This is a genomic window from Aliihoeflea sp., from assembly GCF_052435475.1.
Lineage (GTDB): Bacteria > Pseudomonadota > Alphaproteobacteria > Rhizobiales > Rhizobiaceae > Aliihoeflea.
The window spans coordinates 174,090-194,975 of record NZ_JBQVMV010000002.1; the positions used below are offsets into that span (position 1 = coordinate 174,090).

Below are 20,886 nucleotides of genomic sequence, written 5' to 3' on the forward strand. Positions count from 1 at the left end.
TTTTGCCGCTACGTCAATTCTGGGTTAGACTTTCGTCTGTCGGTGACCACCGCCGGCCCAAGCGGCAAGCCGAAGCGACCTTCCGGGGGGAAACGGTCATGTCCGACACGATCTACGATCGCGCGCTCGACGAATGCTATGCGGCGACGGTCGCGCCCGACTACTGGCCTACGGCGCTGCGCAACCTCGTCGGCGTCTTCGGCGCGGCCGATGCGATGTTCTATCCCAAGGACGTGGAAGCGGCGGCCGTCGCGATGCCGGCCACCGCGACCTATACGGAATTCCTCGAGGATTACGTCGCCGGCGAATGGTATGTCGACCACTATCGCGCCGATCGCGGCTGGCCGCTGCTCAATTCCGGTCGAGCGGTGGTGATCGAGCACGATCTGGCGACCGACGAGGAGCGCCGCAAGCTCGCGACCTACAACGAGCTTTATCTCAAATGGGGCTACTCGGGCTTTGCAGCCGTCGGGTTCAAGGTCGACGGACAGCCCTGGTGCGTGCCGATGCTGCGGCGCACGGAGCAAGGCTTCTTCACGCGCGAGGAAGCGAAGTCGATGGAGCGGCTGGCACCGCATCTGCGGCGGATGGTGAAACTGTCGGGCTTCTTCAACAATGCGCGTGGCATTACCGGGCTCGAAATCCTCGATACGCTGGCCGAGGCCGCCGTGCTGATCGCCGCCGACCGGAGCGTCATCGAGATGAATGCGCCGGCCCGGGCGCTGCTCGAGGACAATCCGCGCGCGATCCGGCTCGTCAATGGCCGACTGACCGCGATCCATGCCGACAGCAACCGGGCGCTGCATGCGCTCGTCGGGAAGGCCGTGCGGCTGCGGGCCGGCTTCACCGATGCGGCGCGCGCGGTGCCGATCCCGATCCTTCGCCCCGGCCGCCGCCCGCTCGTCGCGGAAGTCGTCGACCTGCCGGCCTTTGTCACCCGGCTTCACAGCGAGGCACGTGTCATCGTCCTCCTGCGCGATCCCGATTCCGGCCCGCGCACCAGTGCCCAAACGCTGCAATCGATCCTGGGCCTGACTGAGGCCGAGGCGATATTCGCCGTTCTTCTGGCCAATGGCGACAGCATCGACCGGGCGGCCGAGTTCCTCGGCATCGCCCGCGAGACGGCGCGTCACCGGCTCAAATCGATCTTCGCCAAGACGGACACGCATAGGCAGGGCGAACTCGTCGCCCTGCTTCGCAACGTGATGCGGTAGAGCATCGGACCGAAAAGTGGTTGCCGGTTTTCGGATCGATCCGATGCGATAAGATTGAGGTCCTATTCGCCCGCCGGCATGGCGTGCATCAGCGACAGGCCCATCGCCGTGCGGTCGGGAAAGCCCTTCCAGTAGGTATGCTCGGCGGTCGGCTTGTCTTCCTCGTCGAGCGCGGTGACGCCGTCGGCGGCGTTCTCGACGAGGTCGAGATATTCGCCCATCTCTTCCTCGCCCTTCAGTTCCTTACCGAGGAAGGCGGTGACGAAGTGCTGGGCGATGTTGTTCATCCGCACCGTGTCCCAGACCGGGTCGGCGTAGTGGTCGAAGGGTGCGTAGCCGAGCTTTTGCGAGATCGTCCAGCTTTCGGCAGGCGCAGGCATCGGGGCGGCGGCGTTGTGGTTGGCGTTCTCGAAGGTGAGGAGATAGCGCTCGGCATTGATGGTCTCGTCATAGAGCATCTTCACGCCGTCCTCGTAGCCGGAGACGTCGTCGGCGGAACCGGCGACATAGAAGATCGGCGTCTCGATGCCCTTCAGTCCTTCTGCATCCCAGAAGCCGCGCTGGCGGCCCCAGGGCGCGAAGGCGACGACGGCCTTGATCCGGTCTTCCGCCCGCTCGCCATGTTCGGGGGAGCCTGCCTGATGGATGGCCAGCGTTCCCGCCGGCGCACCCCATTCATAGCCGACGGAGGTCTCGGTGACGCCGCCGCCGGCGGTGATGACCGCGCCATAGCCGCCCATCGAATAGCCGATCAGGCCGGTGTTTGCCGTGTCGACGAGGCCGGAAAGGAAATCGCCGTCCTCGCCGTTCATGCGCTCGATCTCGTCGAGGACGAAGAGCTGGTCGAGCGAGCGGTTGACGAGCGTCGAGCCGAACGCGCCCTGGTCGGCATAGGTCGATTCCAGATGATCGATCGAGGCGACGACATAACCCTTGGTCGCAAGGTTCTCGGCCAAGTGGCTCATCAGGAACCGGTTTCCGGGGTAACCATGCGAGATGATGACGAGCGGGTAGAGGCCGCCATCTGCGGCGGGTTCGGCGTCGCGCACGCCGCGTCCCGTCAGGGTCACCTCGGTTTCGCCGTCGCGCAGCAGCGTGGTGTAGGTCCCTTCGTCGCCGGTGCCTTCGGCCGCCGGATACCAGATTTCGAGCGTCAGCTTGCGCTCATAGCGCGGCGGCTCGCCGCCGGCGGTGGTCTTGGCGACGTCGATCTGGTCGGCATTCGTCACCTCGACCGTGCGCACGCCGATGGGCAAATCGCCATGCGCGGCCAGTTCCGGCGCATCGGGGCGGATGATGTCGATGCGGTTTTCATGCGTGGCGGCAGCCGCTTCCTCTGGCGCGTCGGCCGGCGCGGCGCTGTCCTGGGCCATTGCCGTCGTGGTGACAAGTCCTGCCGCGAAGGCTGCGGCGACGATCATCTTCATGGAGCTCCATCCCTTTTCTGCAAGACAGTGATTGCTTCGTGCCGACTTCTATCGGGGCCGGCTGACGGTTGCGTGACGGTCGGCCGCGATCTTCCGTCGCCCGCCGCACGGACGCAAGCGCGGGTTGAACAAATCTTTGCGTTCCCCTATCTGATCCCGGAATGGAAATTCCAACTGGAGGTCGACACCGATGAACGACACGACGCGCGCCAATCTCGCCCGCTTCGCAACCGTTCGCCTGGTGTCCCATGCCATTCCTCTCCGTTCGCAATCTGACCTTCCGCCTGCCTGACGGGCGCGTTCTCCTCGACAATCTCGATCTCGCCTTCGGTGCGGAACGCACCGGCCTCGTCGGGCGCAACGGCGTCGGCAAGTCGTCTCTGCTGGCGATTTTGACAGGCGAGGCCATGCCCGCATCGGGCAGCGTCCAGCGCTCCGGCACGATCGCGTTCCTCAGCCAGATGACGGATGTCGGGCCGGACGAAACGGTCTCCGATCTCTTCGGCGTCAGCGAAGCGCTGCGCCTTGCCGAACGCGCGCTTGCCGGTGACGCCAATGCCGACGAGGTCGCCTCGGTCGACTGGACGCTCGACGCCCGGCTCGACAAGGCGCTGGCGGATGTCGGGCTGGCGGGCCTTGCGCCGGATTGCCTGCTCGCGAGCCTCAGTGGCGGCCAACGCACCCGAGCGGCGCTTGCCGCCCTCGTCTTCGGCCAGCCCGACATGATCCTGCTCGACGAGCCGACCAACAATCTCGACACCGACGGCCGCGCGCTGGTGGCCGACTTGATCGGTAGCTGGAAAGGCGGGGCGCTGGTGGTCAGCCACGACCGCGCGCTTCTGAACCGGATGGACCGCATCGTCGAGCTCTCACCCCTCGGCGCGAAGACTTATGGCGGCAATTTCGACGCCTATCGCGCAGCGCGCGAGGCCGAGCGCGAGGCGGCCCGACGCCAGCTTCAATCGGCCGAGGCGGAGGCGAAACAGGCGGGGCGCGATGCCCAGATCGCCCGCGAGAAGCAGGACCGGCGCGATGCCGCGGGCCGGAAGGCGCGCAAGGGCAGTTCCGACCCCAAGATCCTGCTCGACGCGAAACAGCAGCGCGCCGAGGCGACCGCGGGCCGGGGCAGCCGCATGGCAGAAAAGCAGGGCATGGTTGCCGCCGATGCACTGGCAGCCGCGCGCGCGGCGGTGGAGCGCGTCACGCCCTTTTCCGCAGGGCTCGGCGAGGCGCATGTGCCGGGCGGCAAGCTTCTCGTCGAGGCGCGACAGCTTGCGATCGGCTTTGGCGCAACGCCCATTCGCACCGGCATCGACCTTTCCATCGTCGGGCCGGAGCGTATTGCGCTCACCGGCCCGAACGGTTCGGGCAAGTCGACGCTCCTGAAGACGATCGCGGGGATGTTGCCGCCGCTCGGCGGGTCGCTGCGCGTGCCGGCGCGGCTCGCCATGTTCGACCAGCATGTCGGCCTGCTCGACCCGGAGCGATCGATCCTGGAGAATTTCAGGCGGATCAATCCTGACGCCGAGGAGAATTTCTGCCGCTCCGCGCTCGCACGCTACGCGTTCCGCGCCGACGCCGCCTTGCAGCGCGTTGCCACCCTTTCGGGCGGCGAACGTCTGCGCGCGGGGCTCGCCTGCGTTCTCGCCGGTTGCGAAATGCCCGAACTGCTCATCCTCGACGAGCCGACCAACCATCTCGATCTCGACTCAATCCTGGAGGTCGAAGCGGGGTTGCGCGAGTTCTCCGGCGCGCTCCTCGTCGTCAGCCACGATACGGCCTTCCTCGATGCAATCGGCATCGAGCGGGTGATTTCCCTTGGAAATGAATCGGATATGTCATTGAGATGATATGGAGCGCGATCTAGTTTGCCGACGACTTGAGATGCGGGGCTTTCGTGCAGACACATTCAGATCCTTCGCTTGGCGAGGTCACGCGCGTCTTCGCCAAGATCGGCTTCCTCTCCTTCGGCGGGCCGGCCGGGCAGATCGCGCTGATGCACCGCGAACTCGTCGAGGAGCGCGACTGGCTCGACGAGCCGCGTTTCCTGCATGCGCTCAACTATTGCATGATGCTGCCCGGGCCCGAGGCGATGCAGCTTGCTACCTATGCCGGCTGGCTCCTGAAGGGCACGCTCGGCGGGCTGATCGCGGGCCTGCTCTTCGTGCTGCCGGGCGCGCTCCTCATCACCATCCTGTCGGCGATCTACATCATCGCCGGCGAGGTCACGATCGTCCAGGGCCTGCTCTTCGGCCTCAAGGCGGCGGTGCTCGCCATCGTGCTCGAGGCGCTGGTGAAGGTTTCGAAACGCGCGATCAAGGGGCCGGCGATGGTCGCGATCGCGGTGATGGCCTTCGTCGCCATCGCGCTGTTGCAGATCCCGTTCCCGGTCGTGATCCTCGCTGCCGCCGCACTTGGCGCGCTCGGCGTTGCGGGCAATGGCAAGGCGGTGGGTGACGGCGCGCCCGTGCGCGACCTGCCCGACTGGGCACGCCCGAGCTGGCCGCGCTTCGTTCGCACGACGGCGACCTGGCTGGCGATCTGGCTGCTGCCGCTTGCCGCGCTTTATCTCGTCGCAGGCGCGCAGAACGTCTACACCCAGCAGGCCGGGTTTTTCTCGGTGATGGCGGCCGTGACCTTCGGCGGCGCCTATGCCGTGCTTGCCTATGTCGCGCAGCAGGCGGTCGAGATCTATGGCTGGCTGCGGCCCGACGAGATGCTGACCGGGCTCGGCCTCGCCGAGACGACGCCGGGACCGCTCATTCTGGTGCTGGTCTTCGTGGGTTTCCTCGGCGGCGCGCGGCTGTCCGGGTTTGAGCCGCTGACGGGCGGCGTCGCCGGTGCCGTCGTCACGCTCTGGTTCACCTTCGTTCCCTGCTTCCTGTGGATCTTTGCCGGCGCGCCCTATGTCGAGACGGTGCGCAACGTGCGCTGGCTTGCGAATGCGCTCTCGGCGGTGACGGCTGCGGTCGTCGGCGTCATCGCCAACCTCGCCGTCTGGTTCGGCCTGCACGTCCTGTTCGGCGAACTTTCGGAGGTTCAGGCGGGGCCGTTCCGCATCCTGCTGCCGGAACTCGCCACGTTCGATGCGGCGGCGGCGGTGATCGCGGTTGCCGCGGCCGTGGCGCTGCTGCGCTTCCACGTCAATCTGATCGTGGTGCTGGCAATCGCGGCGCTTGCGGGAATGGGCTGGGTGCTACTTCGATAGACCTGCGGCGAAGTCGCGGATCATGTCGTTGGCGCCGGCGAGGCAATCATCGTCGCGGTGATCGAGCGTTTCACCGCGCCCTTCGAGCGCCAGGCACGGCTTCGTGCCGGATGCCTCATAGACGCGCCAGAGGTCGGCAGCGGCGGCATAGCGAGGAAGGTTTGCGTGGCTACGCGTGAACCTGCGGCGAACGACGTCTTCGGCGACGTCGTGTCCGCCTTCGGCGACACGGCGGGCAATTCGCTGCAAGGAAATCTCCGGCTCGCGAACCGAGAAATAGAGCAGGACCGGCGACAGGCCCGCATCCCGCGCTTCTTCCATCAAGGCGAGGTGGACGTTGCCCGACATCGTCGTTTCCATCGAGAAGACGATGTCGTTTGCAATGAAGAAGCGTGCGCGCCACAGCGCGACACGCGCAGCTTCCCGTTCGGCTGCGACCGGCGCCAGCGGCGAGAGGCCGCGCGCGATCTCGTCCATGTTGACGAAATTGACCGAGCCGCTGATCGCGACCACATGTTTGAACGCATAGGTCGTCTTGCCGACGCCATTCGGCCCTGCGATCAACCAGAATCGTTTTTTGGCGTCCATGCGGGTTCCTAGTCGAACAGGCTCGAGACCGATTCCTCGCTCGACGTCCGCGAAATGGCCTCACCGATCAAATCGGCGATCGTCACGACGCGGATGTTGTGCGCCGCTTCCACCGCCGAGGTCGGCTGGATGGAATCGGTGGTGACCAGTTCCTTCAGCTTCGAGCCGGTGATGCGCGCGACCGCGCCGCCCGAGAGCACGCCGTGGGTGATGTAGGCGGTGACGCTGGTCGCACCGTTGGCGAGAAGCGCATCGGCGGCGTTGCAGAGCGTGCCGCCGGAATCGACGATGTCGTCGATCAGGAGGCAGTCCTTGCCCTCGACCGAGCCGATGATGTTCATGACTTCGGATTCGCCCGGCCGGTCGCGGCGCTTGTCGACGATGGCGAGCATGGAATCGATGCGCTTTGCGAGCGCGCGGGCGCGCACCACGCCGCCGACATCCGGCGAGACGACCATCGTGTTGGGCAGCGAATAGTTGGCCTTCACGTCGCGCGCCAGGACCGGCACGGCGAAGAGATTGTCGGTCGGGATGTCGAAGAAGCCCTGGATCTGGCCGGCGTGCAGGTCGAGCGTCAGGATGCGGTCGGCGCCGGCGCGGGTGATCATGTTGGCGACGAGCTTGGCCGAGATCGGCGTGCGGCCCGAGGCGCGACGATCCTGCCGAGCATAGCCGAAATAGGGAATGACCGCCGTGATGCGCCGCGCCGAAGACCGGCGGAAGGCGTCGATCATGATGAGCATTTCCATCAGGTGATCATTGGCCGGATAGGAGGTCGACTGCAGGATGAAGACATCCTCGCCGCGCACGTTTTCCTGAATCTCGACGAAGATTTCCTGGTCGGCGAAGCGGCGCACGCTGGCCTTGCCGAGGGGAATGTTCAGGTATCGGGCGACGGCTTCGGCCAGCACCCGGTTCGAATTTCCCGCGAAAAGCTTCATGTAGTCAGGTCCCCGGCAAAGGATTTGACCGGCCTTTTACCGGCAAGCGTCGCGAATGCAACCCTTCGGGGACGATTCACTTCGGCCTCTCCCGTCCTTTGCGCCCAATTCAACCGGCGCGGGCAAGAAGCCAGGATGCGTAGGCGTCGATCGTCTGGTCGGCGATACGCTGCATCAGTTCCGGCCCGACGCTCGTCCAGCCATCGCCGGCCGTGCGGGCACCGCGTTCCTGGCCCTGGATGCGGGTCAGGCGATTGCCCTGGCCGTCGATGACGTCCCAGACATAGATGACGGTCGTCTGCGGGCCTTCGGATATGGCCGAGAAATAGCCCTTCATCGTCAGCCCATTGGCGCTGGCGGCCGCGGTGAGGGGGATGCCGAGTTCCTGCGCGCGGGTGACGAGACGGGCGTTGAGCGGCGCGTTGGCGCTGTCGGGCGCGCCGATGGCGGGCGGGATCGCAAGCCGCGGATTGGAGGCGGCGGCCAGAGACGCCGTCTGCCGGCCGGCCGGGTTCGACGAGGCGGCGGCGATCGCCTCCTCCTGCGTGCTCGTCAGTGCGTTCGGCTGGAGCGCGTTCGAGCCGGCGCAACCGGCAAGCGCCAGCGCCGTCGACAAAGCGAATCCGTTTGCAAGAGTTCTCGAAACAGCCATGGCGCGAACTATGCCGTCAATGCACGATCAAGTCGAGGCCGTGGCGCGACAGGGCGCGCGGGGCGGCTTCGGTGGTCAGGTAGGTGCGGCCGAGCGTCATGGCCGTCTCCGAATCCGAGTCCATGATGATCATGTGGGCGAACAGCGTCATGTCGGGCGCGATCGGCTCGGGATTGCCGGAGAAGAACATCTGCTTGTCCATCCAGGACGGTGTGAAGCGCGCGCCGACCGAATAGCCGCAGGCGTTGAGCCGGTGACGCGTCAGGCCGCGCGCCTCCATCACACGGGCATGGGCGTCGAAGACGTCGCCGAAGGTCGAGCCCGGAACCATCGCCTTCTCTACCGCCAGAAGCGCATCATGGGCGGCCTCGTAGAGTTCCTGATGGCGCTTGGTGGCCTTGCCGATCAGGACCGTGCGCATCATCGGCGCGTGGTAGTGCGCGAAGGCGCCCGACCATTCGAGCGTCAACTGGTCGGTCTTGGTCAGCTTGCGGCGGCCGGACTTGTAGCGGCAGAGGAGCGCGTCGGCGCCCGACCCGATGATGAATTCATTGGCCGGATAGTCGCCGCCGCCCTCGAAGATCGCGCCCTGCATCGCCGCCAGGATCGCGCCTTCGTCGCCGCCCTGCTTGATCAGCGGCAGCGCCGCGTCGAGCGCGTCGTCGGAGAGGGCAGCCGCGCGTTCGGCCTTCTTGATCTCGGCGGGGCTCTTGAAGAGGCGAAGCCGCGAGACGAGGTCGGAGGCGTCCTCGATCTTGCCGAAGGTCTTCAACTGCTCGTCGAGCAGGCGCGCATTGTGGCCGGTCAGGCCGTGCGTGTCGTATTCGACGCCGATGCGGCAGCCGAGAAGATCAATGTCGTTCAGAAGGTTGCGCAGGTCGGCGGTCGGGTCGACCTTGTCGCGGTCGGTCCATAGGACGATATTCTCGATGGTCGAGGTGTGCTTGGCCTGACGCATGTCGGCGGAGCGGGTCAGAAGCACCATCGAGCCGTCGGACTTTACCACCATCGACTGGAAGAAGCAGAAGCCGAACGTGTCGTAGCCGGTCAGCCAGTACATGCTTTCCTGCGCAAAGAGCAGGATCGCGTCGAGCTTGCGCTCGGCCATTTCGATCAGCAGACGGTCACGGCGGGAATCGAATTCGGTTCTGTCGAAATGCAGCGCCATCAATCAGGTCTCCAGGACGATTGCGGAGAGCTGGCGGCCGTAATCCGGCTCCTGCCTGTGCGTCGTCCGCCTGTAGGAAAAGAAGTTGTCGGCTTCCGCATAGGTGCAGCGCGCGACATGGTCAACCGCCACGCCCGCGCGCGTCAGGCGGTCGACCGTGTAGCGGTTCAGGTCGAACATTGCATGGCCGGCGCTCGCCGAGGGCGCGAGATAGGCTGCGTTCGCACCGTCCGCCGCGATCAGATCGGCGACGCGTTCCGGGCCCACCTCGTAGTTCGCCGCGCTGATCGCCGGGCCGAGCACGGCGTGGATGTTCGCGCGGTCCGCGCCGAGTTTTTCCATCGCGGTGAGCGTATTCTCGATGATTCCATAAACCGCGCCTTTCCAGCCGGCATGGGCGGCGCCGATCACGCCCGCATCGGCGTCGGCAAAGAGGATCGGGCCGCAATCGGCCGTCAGCACGCCAAGCGCGATACCAGGCGTCGCGGTCACCAGAGCATCTGCCTTCGGGCGCTGGTCATAGGGGATTGGCGCGGTCACGATCTCGACGTGGGGCGAGTGGATTTGATGCACCGTCGTCAGATGCGTCTCGGGCACGCCCAGCCATTTGGCCGCGCGCCGGCGATTTTCGACGACCGCCTCGCGCGAATCGTTCGATCCGAGGCCGACATTCAAGCCGCGATAGATGCCGTCCGACACGCCGCCGGCGCGCGTGAAGAAGCCGTGGCGTATGCCCTTGGGCGCAAGTGTGTCGAGTAGATCGGACCGCACCGGGTCCGGTCGAGCCAGATCGAGCATATGCCGCCTTCTCGTCTTCTGCCGGGTCGGGCGCGATGGTGGTGGAGGGGAGGGGTGGTGTCAATTGGGGGGAGGTTTGCGCCAACGCACCCCCCCTTCTCCGCCTCGCTTTGCGAGGCACCTCTCCCCCGAAGGGGGCGAGGAACGCCAAGCTGGAAATCGGCCGACCCTTGCAGCATCGTTTCCTCGCCCCCGCGAAGTGGGGGAGAGGTGCCTCGCAAAGCGAGACGGAGAGGGGGCTACTGCGGTGGCAGGTTGGCTACATCCTTCCCCACCATCAACACCTTGAACAACTCCCCCATCTCATCCGGCCCGGCCAGCCGTTCGACCTCGCCCTGCAGCCGCTCCCGCATCCCCGCATCACCGTCCGCGCCCAACTGTCCCGCGCGTTCGAGCAGTCCCATGCCGAGGAGAAACCGCGCCTGCGTCATCGTCCGCGTTTCCAAACTGACCGCGCCGGCGGCCGCTCCAAGCGCCGCGAAGTCGACATGGCTCGTCAGATCCGCCTCGCCGGGCGTCGCCAGCACATCGACATAGCCATGCGCGCGCATGGCCTGCAGCGTGTCGCCGATGCCGGTTTGCAGATGGCCGTAATCGATGAAAAGCCCCGTGCCGCCATGCGTCGAAATCCGCTCGGCGGTCTCCTGCATCAGCGCATTGCGGGCGGGAGCGATTTCGAAGATCGCGCCATTCGGCGCATCGGGCAGGGCGGCGTCCGTCGTGCCGGGGCCGGCGACGAAGGCCAGTCCATCGGCATCGAGCCCCACGCAGCGCTCGCGCCAGCCCTGCGGCGTCTTCACGAATTGACGGATCGGGATCGCATCGAAGAGTTCGTTGCCGACGATGAAAAGTGGTGCGCCGGGCACTTCCCCGATGTCGCGGTGCCATGTCGCGCTCGTCGCGCCGAGCGTTTCTTTCTGCACCTCGACCAGCCGCGGGCTGGTCTCGACCAGCGCGACATGCCGTGTCAAATCGGGCGCGATGCGAGCGAGCGTGCGCAGCATGTCTCGCATCAGCGTGCCGCGTCCCGGCCCGATCTCGGTGAGGATCGCGTCCTGCGGCGCACCTGACGCCTGCCACGCCGAGGCGAGCCAGACGGCGACGAGTTCGCCGAACATCTGGCTGATTTCCGGCGCGGTGGTGAAGTCCCCCTTGGCGCCAAAAGGCTCGCGCGTCGTGTAGTAGCCGTCCTTGGGATCGAACAGGCACAGCGCCATGTACTGCGAGACGGGGATCGGCCCCGTCTCGGCGATCAGTTCGGCGATGCGCTGCTTGAACCTCACGCCGCCCGGCGCGCCCGGGCCATCGCCCAAACACCCAGCAGCACCAGCGGCACCGATAGCACCATGCCCATGGTCAGCCAGTTGCCGGCGAGATAGCCGATATGCGCGTCCGGTTCGCGGAAAAACTCGACGATGATGCGCGAGAGCCCGTAGCCGGCGATGAAGACGCCTGCGAGGAAGCCCGGCTGCTTCAGCTTCAGCCCCTTGTGGGTGAGCACGAACAGAACGAGGAAGAGTACGAGCCCTTCGAGGATGGCTTCATATAGCTGGCTCGGATGACGTGCGAACGGTCCGCCATTGGGGAAGACGACCGCCCAGGGAACGTCGGTCGGGCGACCCCAGAGTTCGGAATTGACGAAGTTCGTCACCCGCACGATGCCGAGGCCGACAGGTGCGCCGACCGCGATCGTGTCGAACAGGCTCCAGGGCGAAAAGCCGCGCCGGCGCGCGAAGAGGATCATCGCGATGGTGACGCCCGCGAGTCCGCCATGGAACGACATGCCGCCGCGCCAGATCGCCAGCGCGTCGAGCGGGTTTTCCGCATAGCGCGCGAAATCGTAGAACAGCATGTAGCCGATGCGCCCGCCGAGCACGACGCCGGCGGCCGCCCAGATCAGGAAGTCATCGATGTCGACCGGCTTGATCGGCGCGGTGTCGTTGGGCCAAAGATGCGGCGTCGCGATCAGTTTCTTCGCATACCACCAGGCGAACAGGATGCCGACGACATAGCCGAGCCCGTACCAATGGATCGCGAGCGGGCCCAGTTGCAGGGCGACGGGATCGATGTTCGGGAAGGCGATCGCCGTCAGGGGAAGGGCGAGATAATCGGGCAAGTCAGGCTCCGCAGGCGAATGACGCGGGCCTCATATGGCGCGGGCGGGTTTGCCGGGTCAAGCGGCCCGCTTTTCCTTGCAATATGAAGGGGCCGCGACTACCTCAAACGAAACGGTGTTCCTGACGCGAGGTGTGAAGATGTCGACCGGCCCCAACCGCATTCTGGACGAGTTCGCCAAGCTGATGACGGATGCCGCCGGCGCCGCGCAGGGCGTGCGCCGCGAGTTCGAGACGGCCTTTCGCGGCCAGGCCGAGCGCATCTTGAATTCCATGGACCTCGTCCAGCGCGAGGAATTCGAGGCGGTGCGCGAAATGGCGCTCAAGGCGCGCGCGGAAAACGAGAAGCTGGCCGCACGCATCGACGCGCTCGAAGCCAGGCTCGCCGACAAGCCGGTCGAACCGACCGCCTGACCGGCCAAGCGGGACGCCGCGCAAGTTTTGCGCAAGTTTCAGTGCGCCGGTTCTCCACAGGGGCTCGGCGCGAAAAGACCTTTCCGCTGAATCGCTTAAGCCTTCCTTCATCTTTGCCGCCTTGCGACTATCCACATGTTGCTCCGGCCCGCTCCCAAAAAGGGGCTGTTCACGGGACTCGGCATCAATAGACTGAATTTACAGCATGATTCGGAGCGCTTCGAAGCGCCGGGGTCCTGCGGGAGACGGTGAGACGGCCGGTTCGATGCGGCTGTCGCCGGCAGTTTCAGTCCGTGTGGGGCAGGTCCTGATTGGCGCGCGTGCCGCGCCGGGAACGAACGGGAAAGCAAAGATTTTGATGAGCCTTGTTGAACTCGATATCGCCCGCGATCTCCACCCGGTGGATGTGATCGAGCATGTCGCCAACACCAATGAATGGTCGTTCGAGCGGACAGGCAGCGACGAGATCGCGATCTCGGTGGCTGGAAGCTGGACCGACTACCACGTCTCCTTCTCCTGGATGGAGGATTTCGAGGCGCTGCACCTGGCCTGCGCGTTCGACATCAAGGTTCCCGAAAACCGCGCGCTCGAAGTCATGCGCCTCCTCTCGCTGATCAACGAGCAGATGCTGTTCGGCCATTTCGACCTCTGGGAGCAGGAAGGCGCGATCATGTTCCGCCAGTCGCTGCTTCTGTCCGGCGGCGCCGAACCGACGAGCCAGCAGGTCGAAGTCCTCCTGCACTCCGCGCTCGAAGCCTGCGAATGCTACTTCCCCGCCTTCCAGTTCGTCGTCTGGTCCGGCTCGAACGCCCGGGACGCGCTGGCGAACGTCCTCTTCGAGACCCGCGGCAACGCGTAAATTCGGGCGAGGGTGGCCTGCAAACGGCCGCTTTCTGCGCTTCCGGTGCTCACGTACCAAATGTACGCTCCGCTCCGGTTCTCGAAATCGACCCGTTTTCGGCTCACCCTGACCCGAATTGGCCAATCACCAACGGTAGTGATCCATGTCAGGAAGCGTCGACCTGAAACCTGAGATCAACTTCGCCGATTTCGATAAGGTCGACATCCGCGCCGGTACGATCGTCGAGGCGGAGCCTTATCCCGAGGCGCGCAAGCCGTCGATCAAGCTCCGGATCGATTTCGGTGCGCCGCTCGGGGTGAAGAAGTCTTCCGCGCAGATCACTCGGCATTATGAACCGGCCGACCTCGTCGGCAAGCAGGTGATGGCCGTAGTGAACTTTCCGCCGCGCCAGATCGGGAAGTTCATGTCCGAAGTGCTGACGCTCGGCTTTCCCGACGAAGAGGGTGAAGTCGTGCTCGGCGCGATCGACAAGCGCGTGCCGGATGGCGGGCGGCTTTTTTAGCCGTCCTCCTCACGTCGCGACCGGGCGGCGTGCCAGTCGCGGTCGATCCTGCCTTCCTCGGCCTTGTGGAAATATTGCGAGCAGACCAGCCAGCCCTTGAGCGGGCGCAGGAGCGCGGCGCAGCAGGCGACGATCAGCGGCAGGGTCGTGATCACATGCACCCAGAGCGGCGGCTCGAAATTGACCTGAATCCATACCGCAAAGGCGAGTGCGGGCACGCAGGCGAGCGACATGGCGAAGAAGGCCGGACCGTCGGCCGGGTCGGCGAAGGAATAGTCGAGGCCGCAGACCTCGCAGCGCGGGGCGAGCGACAGGAAGCCGTCGAAAAGGTGCCCCTTCTGGCATTGCGGGCAGCGGCCCAGAATGCCGGTCTTCATCGGATTGTCAGTCGGATTGTAGGTCGTGTCGGTCATCGTCTTGCACTTTGCTGGCCATGACGGCTCGCATATCCGTGGCAGACATCGTTCGCCGCAACAATGCGGCAAGTCACCCTGCGGCAATCTAGCAGGTTTCGCGCCTCAGCGGTGCAGCATCTTCGTCGGCATGGCTCACATGCTCATGCCGGCACGCGGATGACCGCGCGCAGGCCGCCGAGCGGGCTGTCGCCCAGCTTGATGTCGCCGCCATGGGCGCGGGCGATGTCGCGGGCGATCGAGAGGCCGAGGCCGGTGCCGCTGGCGTCCTGGTTGCGGGCCTCGTCGAGGCGCACGAAGGGTTTGAACACGTCCTCGCGGCGCTCGGCGGGGATGCCCGGCCCGTTGTCGTCGACGGTGACGGTCAGCGATCCGGCCGAATGGACGGCCGTGATCTCGACCTTCTTGGCGTAGCGGAACGCGTTGCCGACGATGTTGGACAGGAGCCGCGAAAAGGCGATCGGGCGCACGGTGATCTCGGGCCGGCCTGTGAGCTTGGTCGTCAGCTTGCGCTTGCGCAGCTTGGCCTCCGCCTCCAGCTTGCCGAGGAATTCCTCCAGATCGAAAAAGCCGGTGTCCTCCGACGCATCGCCCTTGGCGAAGGCGAGGTAGCCTTCCAGCATCGACTGCATGTCGTCGATGTCCTGCTCCATGGGCTTGGTATCCATCTTGGACCCGGCCAGCGCGAGCTGCAGCTTGAAGCGGGTCAGGATGGTGCGCAGATCGTGGCTGACGCCGGTCAGCATCGCCGTGCGCTGCTCGATCTGGCGCTCGATGCGCTCGCGCATCTGGATGAAGGCCTTGCCGGCGCGTCGCACCTCGTCGGCACCGCGCGGGCGGAAGTCGGAAGGCATCGGCCGGCCCTTGCCGAAGCTTTCGGCGGCCTCCGCCAGTTGCAGGATCGGGCGGATCTGGTTGCGCAGGAAGGCGATGGCGATGGCCAGCAGCACCAGCGACGTGCCGCCCATCCAGAGCAGGAAGATGTGCGTGTTCGACGCATAGGTCTGCGATCTTCGGGCGAAGACGCGCAGAACCTTGTCCTGCAATTGAACGCGGATTTCGACGACGTTGGAATTGCCGACCGTGTCGAGCCAGAAGGGCCGGTTGATCTGGCGGTTGATCTCCTGGCTGAGAAAATGGTCGAGGATCGAGAAGAACGGCTTCGGTCCGGGCGCGGGCAGGGGATCGGCCGGCAGGAGGTCGACCTTCAGACCCAGCCGCTCCTGCGCGATGCGGATCGCGTTGGCGTAGTTGTCGCCCGGCGGGTAGGTCTCGATCATGTCGATGATCGCGGCGATGTCGCGCGTGACGCCGGCCGACAGGCGCATCGTCACCGTCTGCCAGTGCCGCTCCATGAAGACGAAGGCGACGATCGACTGGAACAGGATCATCGGCGCGATGACGATGATCAGCGAGCGCGCATAGAGGCGCTTGGGCATATAGCGGGCGACGCGGCGGGCCGTGCGCTGCCAGAGCGCGATCACGCTTTCGCCGAAGCTGGGCGCCGTCTCGCGCCTTTCGCCTTCCCGTTCCGTGATGTCCGAACTCGCCATCGTCACCTACCGCTTATGCTCGACTGTAGGACAGGGCGAGGCGAAGCTCAAAGAAAAGCCGAGCGTTCTATTCGACGCTCAGCCTGTAGCCGATGCCGCGCACGGTCTGCAGCCAGATCGGGTTGGACGGGTCCTTCTCGATCTTGCGGCGCAGGCGATTGATCTGGACGTCGATCGTGCGCTCGCCGACTTCCGAGCCGTCTCCGACGAGTTCGTGGCGGGGGATCGTCTCTCCGGCGCGCTCGGCGAACATCGCCAGGATTTCCTGCTCGCGGTCGGTCAGGCGCAAAAGCTCGCCGCCACGCTTCAGTTCGCGACGGGTGATCTGGAACGTGTAGGGGCCGAAGACGATCTGCTCGACCTTGGGCGTGGTCAGCGGGCCGCCGCGACGCAGGATCGCGTTGACACGCAGGATCAGTTCGCGCGGATCGAAGGGCTTGGGCAGGTAGTCGTCGGCACCGGCCTCCAGGCCCTCGACGCGGTTGTCGGTCTCCGACAGTGCGGTCAGCATCAGGATCGGAACGTCCTTTTCCTCGCGCAGCGACTTTGTCAGTTCGACGCCGGTCTCGCCGGGCATCATCACGTCGAGCACGATCAGGTCGAAATCGAGCCCGGCCAGCTTGCGGCGGGCTTCGGCCGCGTCGCCCGCGGCGGTGACGCGAAAACCGTTCTCGCCCAGATATTGCTCGAGCAGGCTGCGGATGCGCGTGTCGTCGTCGACGATGAGCAGATGCGGGGCATCGTCATCCAGAATTGGAGTGGTCTCGGTCATGAATGCTCCCTTCGATCCCCGCCCGAAAGTCGTTTTCTATCGCGTTGCTTCCGGTTCGGCGACCGCTTTATCCTGCACGTTTCCGGCGGCGTCGGGAAGCTGTTCGATCTGGGCGCGCAGGTCGGGATCGACCATCGATTTCAGGAAGGTCTCGACCGTCTCGCGATCCTGCGTGTCCAGGCGCGTCAGTGCATTGGCGATACGGCGGGACTGTGGCGCGGCCAGCGCAAGCGCGAGGTCGCGTCCCTTGGCGGTCGGATAGAGCTCGCGCTGGCGCCGGTCGCGCAAGCCCTGGATCTGGACGATGTAGCCGGTGTCGATCAACTGTTTCAGCACCCGCGCAAGGCTCTGCTTGGTGATCTTGAGCACGTCCAGCAACTCGGCGACCGTCAGGCCCGGTATGCGGTTGACGAAGTGGACGACGCGGTGATGCGCGCGCCCGAACCCGTAGGTCGCCAGCAACTGGTCGGGATCGGAGGTGAAATCGCGATAGGCGAAGAAGAACAGCTCGATCATCGGGAAATCGATACCGTCATCGACCGTCAGCGGGGTTCGGATCGCCTTGGCCATTTCGGCCGGTTTCTTCGCCATCATCGTATCGTCAGCCTAGCAGATTCGAAATTTATGTCAGCCTTGTTGACATAAATTGCACGGGCTTGTAATTTTTGCCAATCTTTTCGCCAATTGACGAACGAAAAGGCAAGTCGAAGCGGATTTTTCTGGAACTTCCTTCAATTTGCCACCCCGTCGCGCCAATGCGGACGAAACGCGACAGGACAAGAAACGCAGCTCTCAACGATCAGGGCAAAGGCCCGCGGGAGGTTACCATGGCATCCGTTCCCTTCGACCAACTGGACGGCCATATCTGGATGAACGGCGAATTCGTCAAATGGGCGGACGCCAAGATTCACGTGCTGACCCACGGCCTCCACTATGCCAGCGCCGTGTTCGAGGGCGAGCGGGCCTATGGCGGCGAGATCTTCAAGCTGACCGAGCACACCGAGCGCCTGCACGAATCCGCGCGCCTGCTGGGCTTCAAGATTCCCTACTCCGTCGGCGAGATCGACGACGCCTGCCGCGAGCTTCTGAAGAAGCAGGGTTTTCAGGACGCCTATGTTCGCCCGATCGCCTGGCGCGGCTCGGAGATGATGGGCGTTTCGGCGCAGTCGAACCGCATCAACTGCGCGATCGCGATCTGGCAGTGGCCGAGCTATTTCGACCCCGAGCAGAAGCTGAAGGGCATCCGGCTCGACCTCGCCGAATACCGCCGCCCCGACCCACGCACGGCGCCGTCGAAGTCGAAGGCTGCCGGCCTCTACATGATCTGCACGCTGTCCAAGCACGCGGCCGAGGCCAAGGGCTATGCCGACGCGCTGATGCTCGACTGGCGCGGCCGCGTCGCGGAAGCGACCGGCGCCAACGTCTTCTTCGTCAGGGACGGCCAGATCCACACACCGGACCCGGACTGCTTCCTCGACGGCATCACGCGCCGCACGGTCATCGACCTCGCCAAGCGCCGCGGCATCGAAGTCGTCCAGCGCGCGATCCAGCCGGAGGAGATGGAAGGCTTTTCGGAGTGCTTCCTGACCGGTACGGCCGCCGAAGTCACGCCCGTCTCCGAAGTCGGCCCCTATCGCTTCACGCCGGGCGAGATCTCGCGCAATCTGATGAACGACTATTCCGCCGAAGTGCAGCCCAAGCACGCCATCGCGGCGGAGTAGAGAAAAGCGTGTCGTTCCGGGATTCGGTCCGCGCGAAGCGGGGACCGGATATCCGGAACCCACTCCGTGCGGTTTCCACCTTGGAATTACGGTCACGGAATGGTTCCCGCATACGGGTACGCCGCTACGCGCCGCACCCGTTGCGGGATGACGCGGGATGGACATGCATCGCCTTCCACCCTTGCAATCCGCCCTTATTCTCCTCAGGTAGAGCCCGACAAAGAGGAGACCATCATGGGTGAGATGAGAGCGGGGATCGTCCCTGTCACGCCGTTCCAGCAGAACTGCACGATCCTGTTCGACGAGGCGACGAAGCGCGGCGTGGTCGTCGATCCTGGCGGGGACGTCGAGACGCTGACGAAGGTCGTTGCCGAAAACGGACTGACGATCGAGGCGATCTGGCTGACGCACGGCCATCTCGACCATGCCGGCGGCGCGATGGAATTGAAGGCAGCGCTCGGCGTCGACATCGTCGGCCCGCACGAGGCCGACGCGCCGCTGCTGTCGCGCATCGCCGATCAGGCGCGCAATTACGGCATCGAGGGCCTCGCCAACTGCACCCCCGACCGGTATCTGGCCGAGGGCGAGAAGGTGTCGTTCGGCGAGCATGAATTCGAGGTGCTGCACTGCCCCGGCCATGCGCCCGGCCACGTCGTCTACTACAACCGCGCCGCCAGCTTCGCCCATGTCGGCGACGTGCTGTTCGCCGGCTCGATCGGCCGCACCGACCTGCCGGGCGGCGACCACGACACGCTGATCCGCTCGATCAAGGAAAAGCTGCTGCCGCTCGGTGACGAGATCGGCTTCATCTGCGGTCATGGGCCGGGGGGTCGGTTTGGGGACGAGCGGCGGAACAATCCGTTTCTGGTGTGAGATGGGGGTTAATTCAAAAAAACCGCGACCTCAAACCTCACCACCACCCAACAAAAAAGCCCGCCAACCGGCGGGCCTTTTCGTCAATTCCTGAAACCTCAGTTCGCTTCGCAGAACCGGCGGACGCCGTCGTAGCCGACGAAGGTGCCGGTGTCCGGGTCGAACGAGCGGTAGCGGTCCGAGCAGTAGCGGTACCAGTCGCGGGTCCACGGCTCGAAGCTCGAATAGCGCTCGACATAGACCGGGCGGGGCTGTTCGTAGACGCGGACGGGGCGCTGGTAGACAGGGCGGGGGGCGTAGTAGCCATCGTCGTAATAGCGCTCGCGGTAGACGGGGCGGTTGGCCGAGCCGGCGATCAGCGCGCCGGCGGCAAGGCCGAGGACGCCGGCGGCGACGACATCGCCGCCATTGACGCGGTCGCGGTGGCGCCAGCGCTCGCCGGCATTGGCGGGAATTGCGGCGGTGAGCGCCGTGACTGCAACGAGTGCGGAGACGGCGGCTGTCTTCACAATGCGGTTCATCGTTCTACTCCTGACCGGCCCAAACACATCCATCGCCGGCGTTGCTACAAGATTTAAGTCTCTTTCGATGAACGGATGCTGAACGGCAAATCACGGATGAAAACGCATGGAAAAGCCCCGCGAAGCAGGCTTCGCGAGGCTCGAAACATAACGGCTTCAACCAACGGTGAGGTTGACGGCCTTCGGGCCCTTGCCGCGCTTGTCCGGCTCTGTTTCGAAGCTCACCTTCTGCCCGTCCTCCAGGCCCTGCAGGCCCGAGGCCTGTACGGCGGAGATGTGGACGAACACGTCCTTTTGCCCGTCATCCGGCGTGATGAAGCCGAAGCCCTTGGCGTGATTGAAGAATTTGACTGTTCCACTCTGCGGCATGGGAAGGTTCCTCATCTCCCGGGATTGCATCAGGGGTGTTCGGCCCCATGACATAAGGGCGCGCCGGCGCCCGGCGCTTGATTGGGCAGTGCTCTTTTTGAGGGAGAAGGAAACAGGGCGGTGCGCGGGGTTGAAGTCCCCCATTCTTTTCGCGGTCGAGCCGGATGGACTTTGCGAGCGATCATGGTCGTCTGGTCTGTCGATCCGGTCATTCTATTCCAGTCTCCGGGCCGGCAATTGCCCGAACGTCAAGACTGTCCCGCATTTTGAAACACTCGGCAAGAAAAAGTTTCCTGCACGTGTGAAGCAAATCCGACCGACAAAAAAAGCGCCGCTTCGGGCGGCGCTTCGTCGTTCCCTGCAGCGATGCTGCGAAGGGATCAGGCTTCCTGAAGGTTGACGGCCTTCGGGCCCTTGCCCATGCGGTCCGGCTCGACGTCGAACGTGACCTTCTGGCCGTCGACGAGGGTGCGCAGGCCGGACTTTTCGACGGCGGAGATGTGGACGAACACGTCCTTCGCGCCGTCGTCCGGCGTGATGAAGCCGAAGCCCTTGGTGGTGTTGAAGAACTTAACGGTGCCGCTCTGGCTGCTCATGTGGGACTCCTATGCCCTGATTGTGGTGTGCGTCCGCCGTTCGGTTGCGGTCGCGGTCGTCGAGAGTTCACGAAATCGGGGAAAGGTCGTCCAAAACGTTCCAGTCTCCGGGCCGTCAAATACCCGAACGCATATTGCATGACACGGAACGGCGGCCAAGGCAAGGTATGGTTGAATCCA

Annotated in this window: 23 protein-coding genes; 8 read left to right on the top strand and 15 right to left on the bottom strand. The window is 64.9% G+C overall.

Annotation, left to right across the window (positions count from 1 at the left end; genetic code table 11):
• The first annotated feature begins 98 nt into the window (after nucleotides 1-98).
• Nucleotides 99-1,214 (top strand): helix-turn-helix transcriptional regulator, encoded by a 1,116-nt coding sequence (locus tag ACT6QU_RS03910; protein ID WP_444564484.1) that lies wholly within the window; start codon nucleotides 99-101, stop codon nucleotides 1,212-1,214.
• Between the two features lie 62 nt (nucleotides 1,215-1,276).
• Here the strand turns inward: ACT6QU_RS03910 and ACT6QU_RS03915 are convergent, their stop codons facing one another.
• A complete protein-coding gene (locus ACT6QU_RS03915) occupies nucleotides 1,277-2,641 on the bottom strand; it encodes an alpha/beta hydrolase family protein (protein WP_444564483.1) in 1,365 nt (454 codons plus the stop codon).
• Nucleotides 2,642-2,889: 248 nt separating this feature from the next.
• On the opposite strand from ACT6QU_RS03915, the gene ACT6QU_RS03920 reads away from it, so the two are divergent.
• Nucleotides 2,890-4,491, top strand: coding sequence for an ABC-F family ATP-binding cassette domain-containing protein (locus tag ACT6QU_RS03920; RefSeq protein ID WP_444564482.1), 1,602 nt, complete (start codon nucleotides 2,890-2,892; stop codon nucleotides 4,489-4,491).
• A gap of 47 nt (nucleotides 4,492-4,538) precedes the next feature.
• Nucleotides 4,539-5,849: a chromate efflux transporter gene (chrA, locus tag ACT6QU_RS03925; protein WP_444564481.1), complete on the top strand. Its 1,311-nt coding sequence runs from the start codon at nucleotides 4,539-4,541 to the stop codon at nucleotides 5,847-5,849.
• On the opposite strand, the gene ACT6QU_RS03930 is transcribed toward chrA, so the two are convergent.
• From ACT6QU_RS03930 to lgt, 7 genes are all read right to left on the bottom strand, one after another.
• Entirely contained in the window at nucleotides 5,838-6,437 is a 600-nt protein-coding gene (locus tag ACT6QU_RS03930) for an AAA family ATPase (protein WP_444564480.1), read from the bottom strand. The genes chrA and ACT6QU_RS03930 overlap by 12 nt on opposite strands.
• A gap of 8 nt (nucleotides 6,438-6,445) precedes the next feature.
• A complete protein-coding gene (locus ACT6QU_RS03935; protein ID WP_024588927.1) occupies nucleotides 6,446-7,378 on the bottom strand; it encodes a ribose-phosphate pyrophosphokinase in 933 nt (310 codons plus the stop codon).
• A 109-nt stretch (nucleotides 7,379-7,487) separates the two neighbouring features.
• The gene (locus tag ACT6QU_RS03940) at nucleotides 7,488-7,994 is read right to left on the bottom strand and encodes a hypothetical protein (RefSeq protein ID WP_444564479.1); all 507 of its coding nucleotides are present in this window, start codon (nucleotides 7,992-7,994) and stop codon (nucleotides 7,488-7,490) included.
• A 52-nt stretch (nucleotides 7,995-8,046) separates the two neighbouring features.
• Nucleotides 8,047-9,198, bottom strand: a complete 1,152-nt coding sequence (locus ACT6QU_RS03945) for a M24 family metallopeptidase (protein WP_444564478.1) — start codon at nucleotides 9,196-9,198, stop codon at nucleotides 8,047-8,049.
• Nucleotides 9,199-9,201: 3 nt separating this feature from the next.
• Nucleotides 9,202-9,996: a peptidoglycan editing factor PgeF gene (pgeF, locus tag ACT6QU_RS03950; RefSeq protein ID WP_444564477.1), complete on the bottom strand. Its 795-nt coding sequence runs from the start codon at nucleotides 9,994-9,996 to the stop codon at nucleotides 9,202-9,204.
• 239 nt (nucleotides 9,997-10,235) lie between these two features.
• Nucleotides 10,236-11,279: a class I SAM-dependent methyltransferase gene (locus ACT6QU_RS03955; RefSeq protein WP_444564476.1), complete on the bottom strand. Its 1,044-nt coding sequence runs from the start codon at nucleotides 11,277-11,279 to the stop codon at nucleotides 10,236-10,238.
• Complete coding sequence (gene lgt, locus ACT6QU_RS03960; protein ID WP_444564475.1) at nucleotides 11,276-12,112, bottom strand: prolipoprotein diacylglyceryl transferase; 837 nt, start codon at nucleotides 12,110-12,112, stop codon at nucleotides 11,276-11,278. Before lgt ends, ACT6QU_RS03955 begins: the two co-directional genes overlap by 4 nt.
• A gap of 139 nt (nucleotides 12,113-12,251) precedes the next feature.
• Between lgt and ACT6QU_RS03965 the strand changes: the two genes are divergently transcribed.
• The 3 genes from ACT6QU_RS03965 (at nucleotide 12,252) to ACT6QU_RS03975 (ending at nucleotide 13,888) form a co-directional block, all read left to right on the top strand.
• On the top strand, nucleotides 12,252-12,524 hold the full coding sequence (locus ACT6QU_RS03965; RefSeq protein ID WP_444564474.1) for an accessory factor UbiK family protein: 273 nt from the start codon (nucleotides 12,252-12,254) through the stop codon (nucleotides 12,522-12,524).
• A 358-nt stretch (nucleotides 12,525-12,882) separates the two neighbouring features.
• Nucleotides 12,883-13,383: a YbjN domain-containing protein gene (locus ACT6QU_RS03970; RefSeq protein WP_024588921.1), complete on the top strand. Its 501-nt coding sequence runs from the start codon at nucleotides 12,883-12,885 to the stop codon at nucleotides 13,381-13,383.
• 145 nt (nucleotides 13,384-13,528) lie between these two features.
• Nucleotides 13,529-13,888 carry a tRNA-binding protein gene (locus ACT6QU_RS03975; RefSeq protein ID WP_444564473.1) on the top strand — a complete coding sequence of 120 codons (360 nt, stop codon included), beginning with the start codon at nucleotides 13,529-13,531 and terminating at the stop codon, nucleotides 13,886-13,888.
• Here the strand turns inward: ACT6QU_RS03975 and ACT6QU_RS03980 are convergent.
• The 4 genes from ACT6QU_RS03980 to ACT6QU_RS03995 all read right to left on the bottom strand — a co-directional run bounded on the left by ACT6QU_RS03980 (nucleotide 13,885) and on the right by ACT6QU_RS03995 (nucleotide 17,217).
• Entirely contained in the window at nucleotides 13,885-14,301 is a 417-nt protein-coding gene (locus ACT6QU_RS03980) for a DUF983 domain-containing protein (RefSeq protein ID WP_444564472.1), read from the bottom strand. The two genes, ACT6QU_RS03975 and ACT6QU_RS03980, sit on opposite strands and share 4 nt — an antisense overlap.
• A 143-nt stretch (nucleotides 14,302-14,444) precedes the next feature.
• Nucleotides 14,445-15,854 (bottom strand): ATP-binding protein, encoded by a 1,410-nt coding sequence (locus ACT6QU_RS03985; RefSeq protein ID WP_444564471.1) that lies wholly within the window; start codon nucleotides 15,852-15,854, stop codon nucleotides 14,445-14,447.
• 67 nt (nucleotides 15,855-15,921) lie between these two features.
• Nucleotides 15,922-16,626 carry a response regulator gene (locus ACT6QU_RS03990; protein WP_444564470.1) on the bottom strand — a complete coding sequence of 235 codons (705 nt, stop codon included), beginning with the start codon at nucleotides 16,624-16,626 and terminating at the stop codon, nucleotides 15,922-15,924.
• A 36-nt stretch (nucleotides 16,627-16,662) separates the two neighbouring features.
• Nucleotides 16,663-17,217: a MarR family winged helix-turn-helix transcriptional regulator gene (locus ACT6QU_RS03995; protein WP_444564469.1), complete on the bottom strand. Its 555-nt coding sequence runs from the start codon at nucleotides 17,215-17,217 to the stop codon at nucleotides 16,663-16,665.
• A gap of 236 nt (nucleotides 17,218-17,453) precedes the next feature.
• Here ACT6QU_RS03995 and ACT6QU_RS04000 point away from each other — a divergent pair, with 236 nt between their 5' ends.
• Nucleotides 17,454-18,347 (top strand): branched-chain amino acid aminotransferase, encoded by an 894-nt coding sequence (locus ACT6QU_RS04000; protein ID WP_444564468.1) that lies wholly within the window; start codon nucleotides 17,454-17,456, stop codon nucleotides 18,345-18,347.
• Between the two features lie 234 nt (nucleotides 18,348-18,581).
• A complete protein-coding gene (locus ACT6QU_RS04005) occupies nucleotides 18,582-19,220 on the top strand; it encodes an MBL fold metallo-hydrolase (RefSeq protein WP_444564467.1) in 639 nt (212 codons plus the stop codon).
• Between the two features lie 98 nt (nucleotides 19,221-19,318).
• Here ACT6QU_RS04005 and ACT6QU_RS04010 read toward each other — a convergent pair whose 3' ends face one another.
• The 3 genes from ACT6QU_RS04010 to ACT6QU_RS04020 all read right to left on the bottom strand — a co-directional run bounded on the left by ACT6QU_RS04010 (nucleotide 19,319) and on the right by ACT6QU_RS04020 (nucleotide 20,706).
• Nucleotides 19,319-19,741: a BA14K family protein gene (locus ACT6QU_RS04010; RefSeq protein ID WP_444564466.1), complete on the bottom strand. Its 423-nt coding sequence runs from the start codon at nucleotides 19,739-19,741 to the stop codon at nucleotides 19,319-19,321.
• Nucleotides 19,742-19,897: 156 nt separating this feature from the next.
• Complete coding sequence (locus tag ACT6QU_RS04015; RefSeq protein ID WP_024588911.1) at nucleotides 19,898-20,110, bottom strand: cold-shock protein; 213 nt, start codon at nucleotides 20,108-20,110, stop codon at nucleotides 19,898-19,900.
• A 380-nt stretch (nucleotides 20,111-20,490) separates the two neighbouring features.
• Entirely contained in the window at nucleotides 20,491-20,706 is a 216-nt protein-coding gene (locus tag ACT6QU_RS04020; protein WP_024588910.1) for a cold-shock protein, read from the bottom strand.
• Between the last annotated feature and the right edge of the window lie 180 nt (nucleotides 20,707-20,886).